The following is a 15,188-nucleotide window of genomic DNA, read 5'->3' on the forward strand; positions in this document are numbered from 1 at the left end:
TTAAACAACAAAACTTCAAATCTTTTTATTCATCTTTTCTTAGCTATTTTCAATAATCCCTATTTACTCCTCACTTAACTCATAAAACTCATACACCATGAAATTAATATTGGCATTATTTGTTGTATAATTATTCTAATTTATGTTATTAACTCAACAATTTATCATAGTTCTCACTAATCAAATCAATAATTTTTTTACTGTAAGCTTCACTAATAACTCCACTTGCAACCATTTCAGTTAGCTTTCCTGTGAAAATTTGTGACCAATGCTTTTTATTTAAAAAATACAAATCTTTTAAATCTTCAAACTCTTTGGATAAGTCTTCATAAGTTAATTCTTGCCCTAATTTAATTTGATTTAATTCGTTGAGAATTTTTTCTAAGTTTTCATTTATACCCTTCTTTTCAAATGAAGTAAAATCTTCTGGACTAATTCTTTCTTCTAAATCTTCTAAGTCCTCTTGTAAGAAGAAAAGTGTATTTTCATAAAACTTATTTTGCGAACAATTTTCTTTATCTGAACAAACTTTGTAGTGATTGTCATATTCAACTTTTATACTAACAAGTAATGTTTCAATAAAAATAATTTTATGACTTACTTTTCTATAATCATAAATTTGGCTTCTCACTTTATCTACAAAAGTTTTATATGAATAGCCTTCAAATAATGAATATTCTAAAAACTCTTTTGCTTGATTTTGAACTATATTCATATTTTTATATTTCAATTTTATCAATCCCATTCATAATCCTATCCGTCTCACTTAACGCTACAATTATTTTTTGATAATGCAGAATATCCTCATAGCTTAATTCACGATCTTTGCGGTCTTTAAGCCATTTTTGAGCTGGTTGGTAGCCACCAATGTAGAAGTTCCATGCAACTTCTGGAACATTGGCGAAGTATTGTGTTGAGTTGATATAAACGTTACCTTCTTTGTAAATTGGCTTTGTAACAACATTATCGCCATCTTCAGGATATTTTGTAATGTACTTTTCTACAACGTCGCTTTCCAATAAATGAATTTGTCTTAACTCACTACCTAGTTCTACCAAATTACAAAATGTTGCTCTGTCTTTTGGATAGGGCACTCGTGGAAAATCAATTTTTAAAAACTCTTTATATTTTTCTCTGTAATTTGGACTATGTAAAACAGCATAGATATAGTCTAAAATATCTATTGGTGCAAACGTGGTTCTAAATTCATCTCGAACTTCGGAGTTGTTAGCCATGCATACATTGCCTTCTTCTTTTTCAAGAACAAACTGTAAACCTAAACCTTTAGCTATCTCGCTTACTATTTCCATGTTGAGATTAGGTGTGCGTGTTGTTTCGTTTAATAAACTTTGTTGGGTTGTGGATTCTCGGTAGAGATAGAGTGGGAATGTATAACCAGCACCAAACTTACCAGCAGTTCCGGTTAAATTTAGATTACAAATAGTATTTGTTAAAAAAACATGTTTGAATCCTTGAGAAGCTTGTTTTGAAACAACTAATCCAATATTATCTTTATTGATAAAATTTCTCATTACTTCTTTTCTCGGATAAGAATAAAAACCTTTTGTTGTTCCAGTATAAAAAGTTGTTCTTAAATCAAATGGTTTACAAGCTATTTTAACAAAACTTCCCTCATTCTTTTTTAAATCTTCAATTGCAAATGAAACTTTCCAATCTCTCGTGTCTTCAGAAATATTATATTTTTTTCTTATAGTTTCGGCTTCAAGATTTTTAAAATCATGAATTATATTTTCTAGATAACTTTTGTCAAAAGTAATTGTGATATCTTCTCTTGCAGTTACTACTCCTACAGAATTAGTTTGAAATAACTTGTCTATACTTATTCCACCATCATAAACACCTTGTACACCAAAATCTTTATCTTGAAAAAAATAATTAGGAGAAACATTCGGTAATTTTTTATATTCAATTGTTTTTATAGAATTTTTTGATAAAAAATCATATTTCAATTCTCTTTTTCCAAATAAATCATAATGAAAAACATCTGCCAAGTCATTTTCTTTTTTCTTTCCTGTTTTTACAAATAAATTGATTGAGACACCTTGCATAATGTCAAATACATTTTGGTCAATAGAACCATCGGGTGCAGTTTCTTTTTTCTTACTGTTGCCATGTAAATCTATAGTATAAATTTTATCATACGTTTTCAATAAATTCCAACGCATTCCTCTAAATGTTGGATTATCTAAAAAGCCATGAGGATTTATGAATGCTAAAATTCCACTTCCGTTTTTATCTATAAAATGTTGCCCAAAACGCATAAACTTCACATAGTCATCATTTATCCATTTTGGATTTCGTTCTTTTAATTTTTCTTTACCTCCTGGTTCTTTTTTATAATCTTCCATGAGGTTCATAATCCATTCACCTTTATTAGCACTTTCACCGCTATATGGAGGATTTCCCATAACCACCATTACTGGAGCTTCACGTTTAATAGCGTTGGCTTGGTCGGCTTCATCACTTAACCAACTACTAAAAAGGGTTTGCGTATCAGGATGGGCTTCTTCTAAACTGTTGGTCAAAAATATTTTAAAACGTTGGTCGTCGGTAGATTTATAACCTGTTTCGGTTAATAGCATATCCATTTTCAAATGTGCCATAGCATAACTCGCCATTAACAACTCAAAACCATTTAAGCGAGGTATTAAATCCTTTGTCACATACTTACTCCATATACCTTGTTGACCTTCAAATTTTTTATAAATGTGTTTAACTACTTCAGCCAAAAATGTTCCAGTTCCAGTAGCTGGGTCTAAGATTTGCACTTTGTGTATTTCTTGTTCAGTCGTTTGTTCTCCAATAACTTTTGATTTTGTTTTAGAACGTTCATCAAATTTAGGAATCGTCTTTTTTACTTTTATTTTACTGGTATCTGCTAAACCTTCTTTTAAGCCAAACTCGGTTTTTAAAATATCATCTACAGCACGTACAATGAAGTTTACAACTGGTTGTGGTGTATACCAAACACCTCGTGCTTTTCGTAATGCAGGATTGTATTCACCCAAAAACGTTTCATAAAAGTGTACAACAGGGTCTTCCTGTTTGGTGCTTTTACCAAAGTTTTTCATAATCAAGGCAACATCTGAAGCCAAGAAAATGTTTACCAATTCGTCTACAATCCAAACCAATCGGTTATCTAAATCATAGCCTGCAATATCTTGAAATAACTTGCGTAAAAACGGATTACTTTTTGGAATCAAAGTCGCAGCTTCTTCTCTTGAAAAAGTTGGCAACGTAGGGTCATGATAACGAGCTGCAAACATTCCGTAAGCAATAGTTTGAGCGTATATATCAGAGAAAGCTTTGTTGTCAATATCATGAATTAGCATGCTTTGAAATGCTAACATTTGAGACTTTAATTGAGAACGATTGCCATCTTGGTCGTCATTGTTTAACGATTTTTCAATTACATCAGCCATCAAACGAGCTTTTCCTGCCATCATTTGTGCCAATTTTGTAGGCGACTTAATCGTTTGACTTACCGTAACAGCAAAGTTTTGAATAAGATTAGTAAACTGCTCAAAGTTTTCAGGTTTGGCAACAATGACACCATTTTCAATGGAAGCAATAGCAATTTTAGTAGTGAATTCGCCATCTTTATAAAAATGGAAATCCATATAATCGGTAAAAATCAAATTTGATAATCCCGCTTTGTATCGATCAAATTGTTCTTTTAACTTTTTATCATTCAAGTCTTGAGTTACATCTTTTGCCTCTATATATCCTACTGGAACATCTTTACGAGTTAATACATAATCAGGAGCACCACAATTAACACGAGCGGGCTCGTTAGTTACCAAAATATCTGGTAATAAATACATTAAAAGATTTTGTAAATCACCTCGATACGAATGTTCACGGGCATTTCCCGTTTTGTAAAGCGTGTTAATTTTATCGATATATTGGGTAAGTGTCATTAGACTAGTAATTAAATTCTGACTTTTTCAAACATAAGGAAAAAAAAGGGTATTTACAACCCGTAAAAATACCTGATTTTCAAACCAGGTATTTTTACGGGGGTACCATTGGAAACAAAGGTAAACAAAGGGAAAACAAAATAAATGAGGAAAACCGTAAATGAAATGGTAAAAATTGTTTCCGCTAGGTAGTTGCTTTTGTTTGCCTTTATTTTCTTTTTTTGACATTAGAAAAAAGAAAGAGAAAAGACTAAAAAGAATTGGATTAGAATTTCTATTTTTACATCAGAAAATATATTTAATCGCGTAAGCTATTAATCTTGGGAATAGAAAACTAGGAATCTTCTAAACAAACCAATGAATTAATAGGCTTACGCCCGTGCATAATACTTGCGTGGGCGTAGTCCTCTGTTTGTTGGGTCTCCTAGTACCTCTATTTCGGTTGGCTAATGTCTCACGCATTTTTTTATGCTTATGGAAAACTCAACTTTACTTGATGTTAGAACCGTATTTTTAAATATGGTTTTATTTGGAGCTAAAACAACTCCTGAACTTTTAATTGATTCATGCACTTCAGATGAATTTATCAATCTCTTAAATATGGACGATGGCATTGAAAAAGATACTTTTTTTCGTAAGATTTCAATTGAATTTTTGTTCCAATTAAATGTAATGGAGCGAATTAATTTAATTGATATTTTAAGTGCCAATGAAACTTATAATCAATCCTTATTTGTAATTTATATGCTTACCAATAAAGATAAAAAACAAACTGAAGGGGGTATAAAAATTAAAATTTGTGAAGACTTAATGGAATATAAAAATAATGGTTTAATCACAGATTCAGTTCTAGCTTATTTTAGAGTCATGTTAGATAGATTGATTTTATTTGATTTCAATAAACCTGGAATGATTAATAAATCTGAGTACATGAAAATTTCTACTCAATTGCTTTCAAATAATATGGAAAAATATTTTTTGGAAAATTAAATTTCATTAAATTTGTTTCACTGGAGCTGGGTATAGTCTTGGCGGAGAGAGTAACTTAGGTGAAACCGACCAAAAAGTGAGATCAGACAGAAAAAAGACTTGAGTTAATCAAGTCTTTTTTTGTTTTTGATGGTGTAAGATTTGTTTTTCTTTTCTTCTAAATTCCGAGATTAGTTAACAAATGAATTTTCTAAGAGCTTCATTCATGATTTCTTTCATACTCATTTCTTCATTAATCGATTTCAATTTCAATTTTTTGTATAACTCTTTTTCAATATAGAATGAAAATTGTATTTCTTCAATTTCTTTAATAGAAACAGGTACAATTTTTTGAATTTTACTTTGTTCATTATTAGACTTAACCTTGTTTATTAGGTCATTTATATTATCTGATTTCATATTTATATACATTTATAGATTTATAGAATTATATGATTATAGTTTTATATAATTATAGATTTATATATTCATAGAATTATAACAACAAAAATAAAACCTCTTTTGTTAGTTGATCTAATTGGAATTTTGCATTACGGTCATTTGTAACTCCTTTCAAAATTACAGACCTTGTGAAAGCAACTAAATCACTGATGTATGTTTTAGCAATTGGTACATTATATTCTTCCAAACTAATTAATATATCTTGCGTTAATGTCGTGTTTGGTTTAATCATATTAAATACGATGAGAGTTGAATTTGATTTGTGTTCATGTTCAATAAGTTTCAATGTACTTTTAATAGCCAATATGTCTAAAATTCCAGCTTTGGTTGGGACCAGGATTAAATCTGCAATTTGAATCAATTTTGATAAATGATTTGATAAATAAGGTGGCGTATCAATAAATATGAAATCATAGTTTAAGTTTGAAATACTATTTATTTCTTCAACAAATGGAATCACATCGAAATCAGTAACAATTTCTTTCAATTGACTCAAACTACCTTGTAAGTCAAAGTCGAGAATAGCAACTTTAGAACTACTGGAAAAGTTTTGTGCTAGGTTAAAGGTGAGTGTACTTTTGCCAACTCCTCCTTTTTGATGGGTAATTAGGATTATTTTTGCCATATTTTGGTTACTTGGTTAACGTTTGTATTTAAGAGTTTTAGATTTTTGTTTTTCGTGCTCTTGTTCTTGTTTATTTAAAATTTTAAAGTATTCATCTCCTAATGGATGCTTTTTAAGATGTTCTAAATATTTCTTTTGTTCATCTGAATTTAATGTTTTAAGAAAATATTCAGTAAATACTTTGCCTTGTATTTCAAATGTTCTTTTGTTGTGTACTGCTAATTTCTCATTTTGTATTTTATCTAATTGCTCTTGTTCTTTTTTGACTTTGTATTCTAAGGCTCCTAAATGCTTTCTATCGGATTTAATACCTCTTTGCATGTTTAATGCTTCAGCAAAATAGTCTTGAATTCTTGACAAATCTTCTTTGTCCCATTTTACAGACTTTCCTGTTTCTCGATTTATATTTTCCACAACTAAATGGGCATGATAGTTTGGCTTCCACTCATTAGTGGTTTTGTCATAATGTCCTTCATCTCTATGGATATGAAGTTCTTTTAGACTGACATTAAATTTCTTTCCGAAATTATTAACTACTTCAACTAACTCGGCGTTTGTGTGATCTTTTTTAAAAAGGAAAACCCCTTCAATTAGAAACTTAGCTTTTGCTTGAGCTGATCTTCCAGTTTTCTCTTTTATTATTTTTTTTAATTCTTCAATCACTTCTGGATGTGGTTTCATATTACCATATGATTTATTGAATTTTGTTAAATCCTTTCTAACATAATCAAAAGTTCTTTGTCTTAAATTATGAGACTGACTAGTAGGTTTAACGTTTTCAAAATGTATTGAGGATTTTTCCATATTTAACGAATTTAAAGCGTCGCAGACCCCCTCGGGAGAGCCCACAACTAGAATTTTTTCTATTCTAGTTATAGTGGGCTATAACTACTCCGTATGGTTAACTCGACGGATTGATTTTTTTAAATTAATTTTTAACTCCTGACAACTTCAAAAAAAGTTAACTTAAGGGAAAAAGAGAAAATAAAATTTCTCATTTATTTCCTTTAAGTTCAATTTCTGATTTTCGTTATCTAATTATTTGCCGATTTTGGCTACCTAGTTACCTAAGCCAGTAAACTCAATTGTTTACGCAGTTTTTTTATATTACCTAAAGGTTACCTTGTTACCTGAGTTTTTAAGGTAAGTATAGGTAGACTCTTTTTTCTTTAGTTACCTATTAAAAAGTCCTATTATATAAGGGTTTAGGTAACTAGGTAAGTTAGGTAACTAATATTTTAATTATTCATTATTTCAACCGGACTAATATTGAATTTAGGTTTTGCTAAATAACCATAAACTTGTTTTTTTGGATGTTTTATTCTGCTGAATTTAAAACCGCTTAAAGCCTTACCAATTCTTTCTCGGTTAAGTTTCAAACCCAACGGGATTAGTTTTGTCATTATTTCTGTTGCTGTATTGAAATAGATGATATTATCTGTCTTTTCGAAGTATTTTAATACTGTTTCCTGTTCGATGGTGTAATTGGTATATTTTTCATTTCTCAACTCATTTTCAATGACATCTTGATGGGTTAATTCTGCTTCAAAACTATTGTCATAATAGGCTAGATAATAAGCTTGTGACCACACATCATCCATATCAATTTCTTTAGAATAATTAAAGTCAATTCTTCCAATGACATCAAAAATTATCCATCGAACAGAACCCGTTTCATCTGTAAGAAAATCGACCATATTTGTTGAACCAATAAATGAGCAAATACGAGGTAAATTTTCAGCTTTTCTTTCATATGGTAAACGCTCGTTGATATAAAACATACTAATTAATGATTTTATGTAGTTAACTTCAGCTTTTCCGATTACAGACAATTCTTCTAAATTGATTAAGAAGTTTTTACACATTTTAATCCTGGAATCCTTATCAGTTCCAATATTTACACCCATATAATTTTCAAGTTTCTTTGGGATAAAACTGTTTAGATAAGTAGATTTTCCGGCATGCTGATCACCATTGGCTAGAACGATACAGTGTTTGTTGATTTTTTCTTTTTCAAAAGCACATTTTACAGCTCTAGCAAACCATTTTTTTAAATGATAGATAAAAGCTTCATCATCATCAGTTTTTACATAGGAAGCTAATTTTTTGATATAATCAACATCTTTATTCCACTTCGGCAGTTCTAAAAAATATTCCTTAATCGGATCATATCTTTCAATTAAGTTAGATTTTATAAGAGTTTCTAACTTATTGTAGTTAGTTTCAATATTATTTCGATTTAATTCAATTAGTAAAGAATATAAATTTAGAGGCTCCCAATAATCATCCCCAATAATATTTATTTCGTAATCTAATGAAATAGTATTGAAGCGGATTCTATATTTAGTATTAATGTATTTGATAATTCTATCAAATATCGTATTTGATGCTGTATCAGTTTGATACAACAGTTTTTTATCTTTATCTTTCATACAATAACGGAATTATTGTATATTTGCAGTGCACATATACAAAGAGATTAAAAAACATAAGCACAAGTGAATTCGCAGTTCAATTGTGCTTTTTTTTATTTTGATTTTGCCACATAATCAAATGCTTTTTGAGTCAATTGAGCATTTGAAACAGATTTGTTTTGTAAAAGAAAAGAATCAATCTCATTTTTTTGGAAGAACAAAGTTTTTCCATTTGGTTTAGAATAGGGTAGGATATTCTTATGAACCAGTTTGTAAATATAACTTCTTGAAAACCCAGTGTAATTAATTAGATCTTCAACAGTTAAAATTTGTTTTACACTACTTACTAATAATGTTTCAAGCTTGTTAAGCTTCTCGATAATTACTTCATTTGCGTCCATATTTTTACTTTTTTTAAGTTTATATGAGCAAATGTCAGTATAGGAAAATAGAAAAAAATTAAAAGATTAATATGTTAATCTTTTTTATTCATTTTTAATTTTTCAAATATCGATTCTATATTTTTATGTCTTTTGGGTAATGTTCCCTTTTTTTTGGAATTTGAATATGAAGAAGATGCTGAGCGTGCATTTATTTTGCCGTTTTTGGTTATGATATTACCAGCATATTCTATACTTGACATATGGATTTTAATTTTTAGTTCTACAAATAAGCGTTCAATAAAATAGCCAAATTGTATACTATCCATTTTTATGTGTATTATAGAATTGTGTTCATCCCAATCAGATTTTAATACTTCTATGAATTCTTCTTGAGAAGTTTTGTGTATATCTATGAAATCATTTTTTTCTAATTCTGAGTAAAGTTTTTTTAATAATTCAGTATCAGAATCAATAAAATAATTTCCCTCTTTTTTTATATTATAGCTATCTATTTTATTTACGATAACTTTATCTAATTCAATTAATTTTTCTTCAAGTTTTAATACTTCTTCTAAAATGAAAATAAGTTGATTTTTTTTATTCGTTTCAGTATTTTTAAGGCTAATGTTTTTTGTAATGAAGTCACTTAAAATTGATATTTCAACTAAAAAGGTATCGATTATTTTGTCTCTTAAATAATTAAGTTTTGTGATTTGAGTAGTTTTTGGGAACTCTTTTAAGAATTCCATTGAATTTTCACTATATTTTTTTAGTTGAACATCTAAAAGAGTCTCATCACTATAATTATCTATTTGGTATGGTACAATAAATAGATTTTTAACTAATTTTTCAATTTTACTTTTGCAGTTTAATCTTTCGTGTGTTAATGTAATTCCAGAGTTTATAATTTCTTTTAATTCATCATTACTAAGATATTTATTTTCATAAATATCTATTCCTGAATGAGGATTATTTGGATAATGGATTTTATCAGTTAAAATAAATAACATTAGTTCATTCTCAGTTACTTCATCAATTCCTTTTTCAATAATAAATCCATTAAAAAGCATTATAAATTGAAACTCATTTAATTTAGATATCTTTTTAATTAATTTTTTTTTCATTTTGCTTGAATTGTCAAAAGAAAGAAGTGAATCGCTCAACTTTTGTAATTTACGATTGTATTTAAAATATTTATTTATCATGACATTAAAAGGTGAGATTTATAATAGGAATTAAGTTAGCTGCTTCTTTCATTTTTTTATCTACAATTTTAGCGTAAATCGTTGTAGTTCGGATCTCCCGATGCCCAAGACGTTTTGAAACTGTATAAATATCAGCTCCATTTTCGAGTAATAGCACAGCATTAGTATGTCTGGCACTGTGGAAAGTAATGTGTTTTGAAATACCTGCTCTGTTACACCAACGTACAATCTCATTATTGTAAACCGCTCCATATTTTAAACCTTTAAAAACCCTTTCTGAAGGGTGTTGTCTTTCACCTAGTAATTCTCTTGACTGATTTGAGATGTATAAATATTCAACACCATCTGTTTTTTCTTGGCGAAAATTTATTCTACTAATTCCATTGTCTTCATCTCTAACTTCACTCCAGGTTAAAGTATTGATGTCAGACCAACGCAATCCGGTTAAACAGGAAAAAATAAAAGCATTTTTAAGTACCTGGTATTTACAATTTGTGCTAGCGAGAGCTTGTAATTCTTGATAGGTTAAATATTCTCTTTGACTTTCAGCTTGCTCAAAAGATTTGATTTTTGAAGCATAATTGATAGATAGATAGCCTTCATCAAAAGCAGCTCTCAAACATGCTTTAAATTTATTCAGATAGGAGTATTTTGAATTAAGGGAAAGAGGTAAATTACTTTTAGTTTTTGCTTCCTTGTCAAAGTAGTTGCGAACCATTTTCACAAATTCTTCATCAATCTCTTCAAATAGTAAATTAGGATTGATACATCTTTTTAAATGTAGAAATGTAGCGGTCCAGTTTCCATAGTTTTTAGGGGAATCACTTTTCTCTTCAGTTTTTTCAATAAAAAAATCCAGGAAACGTCTTTTTGATTTTGAAGTATTTTTAATATCAAACTTACCCTGAAAGAATTCAGCTTTTCTAATAGATAGGATTTGCTCCGCTAAAAGTTCAGTTTCTTTGTTTTCTTTCTTTTCAGCAGCAGTAAGTGGATTTTGATGAAGATACAGTTTTAAATACTCAAAGTCTCTTATGTGAATTCTTTTACCGTCTTTATCTAATTGTGAGCCTTTATAATATTCTAGGTAAAGACTGTACTTGTCATTCTTAAGTTTTTTCTTCTTTAAAGTGATTTTCATAGGTGTACATTTTTACACCTTTTTAGTATGAAGGTGTACATGAGATGAAACAAATGTACTAATAAGGTAAATCATAAACAAGTCGAAAGACTTGTAAATACTTGCTAGTCAAGTAAAAGAACAAAAAGTAAATCAAAGGAAAGCGGTTTTATTTCCCGATACAGAAATTAGCAAAAATATTACCCAAGAGTTCATCATTCGTAACCTCCCCAGTAATCTCCCCAAAGTAGTGTAGGGCAGAGCGAATATCAATCGCCATCAAGTCAGAAGAAAGCCCCGAGTCCAAGCCCCATTTCACCTTCTGAACCTCTTCCAAAGCTTTCAATAACGAATCATAATGACGCGTATTGGTTACAATAGTTTCGTTGTTTCGTAAAGCACCCGTATTCACAAAAGAAAGCAACGTATTTTTAAGTTCGTCGATACCTTCTTTCTGTTTAGCACTTAGGAAAAGTATATTGTCAATGGTAGCTTGAATATTGTTTTTTTGTTCAGCCAAAAGTAAATCAGATTTATTAGCCACAACAACTAAAGGCTTTAAAGGAAATTTGTTTTTAATTTTCTCAATTTCTATTTTTAAACGGTTCAAACTGCTTTCTGAACACTGAACACTGTCAACTAAATATAAAACCACCTGCGCCTGCTCAATCTTCTCAAACGTCTTCTGAATCCCAATACTCTCCACCACATCTTTCGTCTCGCGAATCCCAGCCGTATCAATAAATCGAAAACCAATACCATCAATGACCAATTCATCTTCAATCGTATCACGCGTAGTGCCGGCAATGTCAGAAACAATCGCACGTTCTTCATTCAATAACGCATTCAATAACGTCGATTTTCCAACATTAGGTTCGCCCACAATGGCTACTGGAATACCGTTTTTAATTACATTTCCTACCGCAAACGAATCAATCAAACGTTTTAAAACAAATTCAATGCGCTCTAACAATTCATGAAATTGCGTTCTATCAGCAAATTCCACATCTTCTTCCGCAAAGTCTAATTCCAATTCAATTAAAGAAGCAAAATTCAGTAACTCTTCACGCAGTTTAGCAATCTCATTACTAAAACCACCACGCATTTGTTGCATCGCAATTTGGTGACTCGCTTCATTATCCGAAGCAATTAAGTCAGCCACCGCTTCTGCTTGCGATAAATCCAATTTCCCGTTTAAAAAAGCGCGTAAGGTAAATTCACCTGCCTGAGCCATTTTCGCGCCTCTACGAAGCAATAATTGAATAATTTGTTGTTGAATAAAAGTAGAACCATGACACGAAATCTCAATCACGTTTTCACCTGTGTACGAATTCGGCCCTTTGAAAATAGAAAGCAACACTTGATCATATACTTTGCCAACCTGTCCTGAGCTTGTCGAAGGGTCTACAATATGTCCCAAATGAATCGTATGTGTCTTCTGTTTCGTAATATCCTTCCCAGAAACCGATTGAAATACTTCAGCCGCTATCGCAATAGCATCTTTACCAGATAATCGAATAATAGCAATCGCACCCGCTCCAGACGGGGTCGCCAACGCAACTATAGTTTCTTGTGGAATCATGTTCTAATTTTAATCCTGCAAAGATAAATCAAAGTCAGAAGTTAGAAGTTAGAAGTTAGAAGTTTTTTTTAGTAGCACAAAGTCTCAAGAAGTTTTTCTTTTAAATAAAAATCCGCGAACATCAGTCAAATCCGATTCATCCGCGTGCTAATTTTTGCACAAAGTCACAGCAGCAATTATCTATAAAAGTTTATGCTGATTACTTAAATTTCTTTAATCAGTGTTCCAAAGAATCTTCTCGCTTTTTAGGACTTCAATTTACACTTGGATTATCAAATACTTTCTAAGTGATAAATCTGTGTTAAATTATTGTAAATATGATAGTTATCATTCTTTTTGTGGTTTTAAAGAGTTAACTTTATAGAACTAAATTAATAGTTATAGTCATGAAAAAAATTCTTTTCCCAACTGATTTTTCTGAAGCAGCAAATAGTGTATTTGTGCATGCTTTAGAATTGGCTAAAATTGTAAATGGAGAGATTATTCTTTTGCATTCATTTGAACTACCCACACTTGATAATCAGTTTTTTCCTCAAAATTATGAAGCTGTTTTTGAGTCTGTAACTCTTTCAGAATATGGAATGTTTAAAGACGAAGTTCCAAAACTGAGAGCCATTGCAGCGGAAAGAAATTTGGAAAACATCAAACTATCACACCGATTAATCCAAGGCGACGTAATCGATTGTATTAAACAAGCCGTTGCAGAAGATGCGATTGATTTTGTAGTCATGGGAACTTCTGGCGCAACAGGCTGGAAAGAACTCTTCTTAGGGTCTAAAACTGGCGATGTGTTAGCAGCAATCAATGTTCCCGTATTAAGTGTACCATTTGGCGCAAATTATGCCCAAATCGAAACCATTGGTTTTACCACCCGATTTAGAGAGAAAGACAAAGACGCTTTAAAGAAAGTGATTGGGATTGCTAAAAAAACAAAAGCAAAAGTGAAATGTCTATATGTAAAAACAAACACTTCAGACGTAAAAGAAGCCACTATGACCGAGTGGAAAAATGAATTTATAAATGAACCGGTACAGTTTTTTATTATTCCAAGTGAAGATATTGAAGAAACAATTCTAGATTTCATTGACAATCAAAATATAGATGTTCTGGCAATGCTAACGTATAAAAAAAGCTTCTTTACCGATTTGTTTACTACAGGTTTTGCCAAGAAAATGTCCTATAGTACAGCAATACCCGTACTAGTATTGCATGAATAATAAAAATTAAAAAACCACTTTCGCAAATTAGCTAAGTGGTTTTTAAGTTAAGGGTTGGTATAGTTATTTTGAAAGCCTTAATAACTTGTATTTGATACGGCTTTTAATTACTTAACATTACAGGCATTACAAGCATTGTTACTGTTTCGCCATCGTCTAAGCCATCTACTGGAGTTAAAATTCCAGCACGGTTTGGCATTGACATTTCTAATTGGATTTCATCACTTGATAAGTTATTCAACATTTCGTTTAAGAAACGTGAGTTGAAACCAATTTGCATATCGTCTCCTTGGTAGTCACAAGTCAAACGTTCGTCTGCTTTGTTTGAATAATCAATATCCTCTGCAGAAATATTCAATTCGGTACCAGCAATTTTTAAACGGATTTGGTGCGTAGTCTTGTTAGCAAAGATAGCCACACGACGCACCGAGTTTAAAAACTGAACTCTATTGATTAATAATTTGTTTGGATTTTCTTTTGGAATAACCGCTTCATAGTTAGGATATTTCCCATCAATTAAACGACAAGTCAATACATAATTCTCAAAAGAGAACGTAGCATTAGAATCGTTATACTCGATTGAAACTTCAGCGTCTGATGCAGCTAAAATCCCTTTTAAAATGTTTAAAGGTTTTTTAGGCATAATAAAATCGGCTACTTGAGAGGCTTTTACATCAGTGCGTGCATATTTTACTAATTTGTGCGCATCTGTTGCAACAAAGATTAAACCTTCTGGTGAAAATTGGAAAAACACACCACTCATCACAGGACGTAAATCATCGTTTCCAGCAGCAAAGATTGTTTTGCTTACTGCTGTTGCTAATACTTCAGCAGGAACTAAAGTTTTTGAAGGATCGTCTAAAACAACTGCTTTAGGGAATTCTTCTCCTGGAGCGTAAGCAATGGCATATTTACCCGAGTTAGAGCTAATTTCTACGGTAGAATTATCTTCTACTGTGAACGTTAACGGTTGTTCAGGGAACGTTTTTAAGATATCTAACAAAAGTTTTGCAGGAATAGCCACACTACCTTGACTTGTAGAATCAATTTCTAAGGTTGCTGTCATGGTGGTTTCTAAATCAGAAGCCGAAACTTTTAATAAATTATTGTCTAATTCAAAAAGGAAATTGTCAAGAATAGGCAAAGTGTTGCTACTATTGATAACACTACCTAAAACTTGTAATTGTTTTAATAAATACGAACTCGATACTATAAACTTCATCATCTTGTATTTTAAAATCGTTAGTTAGATTTTATATTTCACAAATAT

13 protein-coding genes are annotated in these 15,188 nt (G+C 30.7%); 2 read left to right on the forward strand and 11 right to left on the reverse strand.

Going from position 1 to position 15,188, the window contains the following annotated elements:
- Window positions 1–148: 148 nt before the first annotated feature.
- Both G4L40_RS08730 and G4L40_RS08735 read right to left on the reverse strand, forming a co-directional pair.
- Complete coding sequence (locus G4L40_RS08730; RefSeq protein WP_166236818.1) at window positions 149–715, reverse strand: hypothetical protein; 567 nt, start codon at window positions 713–715, stop codon at window positions 149–151.
- A gap of 4 nt (window positions 716–719) precedes the next feature.
- Window positions 720–3,941 carry a type ISP restriction/modification enzyme gene (locus G4L40_RS08735; protein WP_166236819.1) on the reverse strand — a complete coding sequence of 1,074 codons (3,222 nt, stop codon included), beginning with the start codon at window positions 3,939–3,941 and terminating at the stop codon, window positions 720–722.
- Window positions 3,942–4,415: 474 nt separating this feature from the next.
- On the opposite strand from G4L40_RS08735, the gene G4L40_RS08740 reads away from it, so the two are divergent.
- Window positions 4,416–4,931, forward strand: a complete 516-nt coding sequence (locus tag G4L40_RS08740) for a hypothetical protein (protein ID WP_166236820.1) — start codon at window positions 4,416–4,418, stop codon at window positions 4,929–4,931.
- Window positions 4,932–5,105: 174 nt separating this feature from the next.
- Here G4L40_RS08740 and G4L40_RS08745 read toward each other — a convergent pair whose 3' ends face one another.
- The 8 genes from G4L40_RS08745 to mnmE form a co-directional block, all read right to left on the reverse strand.
- On the reverse strand, window positions 5,106–5,330 hold the full coding sequence (locus G4L40_RS08745; RefSeq protein WP_166236821.1) for a hypothetical protein: 225 nt from the start codon (window positions 5,328–5,330) through the stop codon (window positions 5,106–5,108).
- A gap of 76 nt (window positions 5,331–5,406) precedes the next feature.
- Window positions 5,407–5,997 carry a ParA family protein gene (locus G4L40_RS08750; protein WP_166236822.1) on the reverse strand — a complete coding sequence of 197 codons (591 nt, stop codon included), beginning with the start codon at window positions 5,995–5,997 and terminating at the stop codon, window positions 5,407–5,409.
- Between the two features lie 15 nt (window positions 5,998–6,012).
- Window positions 6,013–6,801, reverse strand: coding sequence for a hypothetical protein (locus tag G4L40_RS08755; protein WP_166236823.1), 789 nt, complete (start codon window positions 6,799–6,801; stop codon window positions 6,013–6,015).
- Window positions 6,802–7,235: 434 nt separating this feature from the next.
- Window positions 7,236–8,429 (reverse strand): VapE domain-containing protein, encoded by a 1,194-nt coding sequence (locus G4L40_RS08760; protein ID WP_166236824.1) that lies wholly within the window; start codon window positions 8,427–8,429, stop codon window positions 7,236–7,238.
- A 95-nt stretch (window positions 8,430–8,524) separates the two neighbouring features.
- A complete protein-coding gene (locus G4L40_RS08765) occupies window positions 8,525–8,812 on the reverse strand; it encodes a helix-turn-helix transcriptional regulator (protein WP_166236825.1) in 288 nt (95 codons plus the stop codon).
- Window positions 8,813–8,886: 74 nt separating this feature from the next.
- Complete coding sequence (locus tag G4L40_RS08770; protein ID WP_166236826.1) at window positions 8,887–9,918, reverse strand: hypothetical protein; 1,032 nt, start codon at window positions 9,916–9,918, stop codon at window positions 8,887–8,889.
- Between the two features lie 85 nt (window positions 9,919–10,003).
- Window positions 10,004–11,140: a tyrosine-type recombinase/integrase gene (locus tag G4L40_RS08775; protein ID WP_166236827.1), complete on the reverse strand. Its 1,137-nt coding sequence runs from the start codon at window positions 11,138–11,140 to the stop codon at window positions 10,004–10,006.
- A 148-nt stretch (window positions 11,141–11,288) separates the two neighbouring features.
- Window positions 11,289–12,701 carry a tRNA uridine-5-carboxymethylaminomethyl(34) synthesis GTPase MnmE gene (gene mnmE, locus G4L40_RS08780; protein ID WP_166236828.1) on the reverse strand — a complete coding sequence of 471 codons (1,413 nt, stop codon included), beginning with the start codon at window positions 12,699–12,701 and terminating at the stop codon, window positions 11,289–11,291.
- 386 nt (window positions 12,702–13,087) lie between these two features.
- On the opposite strand from mnmE, the gene G4L40_RS08785 reads away from it, so the two are divergent.
- Entirely contained in the window at window positions 13,088–13,918 is an 831-nt protein-coding gene (locus G4L40_RS08785) for a universal stress protein (protein WP_166236829.1), read from the forward strand.
- A 103-nt stretch (window positions 13,919–14,021) separates the two neighbouring features.
- Here the strand turns inward: G4L40_RS08785 and dnaN are convergent, their stop codons facing one another.
- Window positions 14,022–15,140 carry a DNA polymerase III subunit beta gene (dnaN, locus tag G4L40_RS08790; protein WP_166236830.1) on the reverse strand — a complete coding sequence of 373 codons (1,119 nt, stop codon included), beginning with the start codon at window positions 15,138–15,140 and terminating at the stop codon, window positions 14,022–14,024.
- Window positions 15,141–15,188 lie beyond the last annotated feature (48 nt).

The sequence above is a fragment of the Flavobacterium celericrescens genome, from assembly GCF_011392075.1.
GTDB lineage: Bacteria > Bacteroidota > Bacteroidia > Flavobacteriales > Flavobacteriaceae > Flavobacterium > Flavobacterium celericrescens.

Bases quoted from the DNA above. Each gene is read 5' to 3' on its own strand.
- G4L40_RS08730 (WP_166236818.1), bottom strand. From the start codon at position 715: ATGAATATAGTTCAAAATCAAGCAAAAGAGTTTTTAGAATATTCATTA.
- G4L40_RS08735 (WP_166236819.1), bottom strand. From the start codon at position 3,941: ATGACACTTACCCAATATATCGATAAAATTAACACGCTTTACAAAACG.
- G4L40_RS08740 (WP_166236820.1), top strand. From the start codon at position 4,416: ATGGAAAACTCAACTTTACTTGATGTTAGAACCGTATTTTTAAATATG.
- G4L40_RS08745 (WP_166236821.1), bottom strand. From the start codon at position 5,330: ATGAAATCAGATAATATAAATGACCTAATAAACAAGGTTAAGTCTAAT.
- G4L40_RS08750 (WP_166236822.1), bottom strand. From the start codon at position 5,997: ATGGCAAAAATAATCCTAATTACCCATCAAAAAGGAGGAGTTGGCAAA.
- G4L40_RS08755 (WP_166236823.1), bottom strand. From the start codon at position 6,801: ATGGAAAAATCCTCAATACATTTTGAAAACGTTAAACCTACTAGTCAG.
- G4L40_RS08760 (WP_166236824.1), bottom strand. From the start codon at position 8,429: ATGAAAGATAAAGATAAAAAACTGTTGTATCAAACTGATACAGCATCA.
- G4L40_RS08765 (WP_166236825.1), bottom strand. From the start codon at position 8,812: ATGGACGCAAATGAAGTAATTATCGAGAAGCTTAACAAGCTTGAAACA.
- G4L40_RS08770 (WP_166236826.1), bottom strand. From the start codon at position 9,918: ATGAAAAAAAAATTAATTAAAAAGATATCTAAATTAAATGAGTTTCAA.
- G4L40_RS08775 (WP_166236827.1), bottom strand. From the start codon at position 11,140: ATGAAAATCACTTTAAAGAAGAAAAAACTTAAGAATGACAAGTACAGT.
- mnmE (WP_166236828.1), bottom strand. From the start codon at position 12,701: ATGATTCCACAAGAAACTATAGTTGCGTTGGCGACCCCGTCTGGAGCG.
- G4L40_RS08785 (WP_166236829.1), top strand. From the start codon at position 13,088: ATGAAAAAAATTCTTTTCCCAACTGATTTTTCTGAAGCAGCAAATAGT.
- dnaN (WP_166236830.1), bottom strand. From the start codon at position 15,140: ATGAAGTTTATAGTATCGAGTTCGTATTTATTAAAACAATTACAAGTT.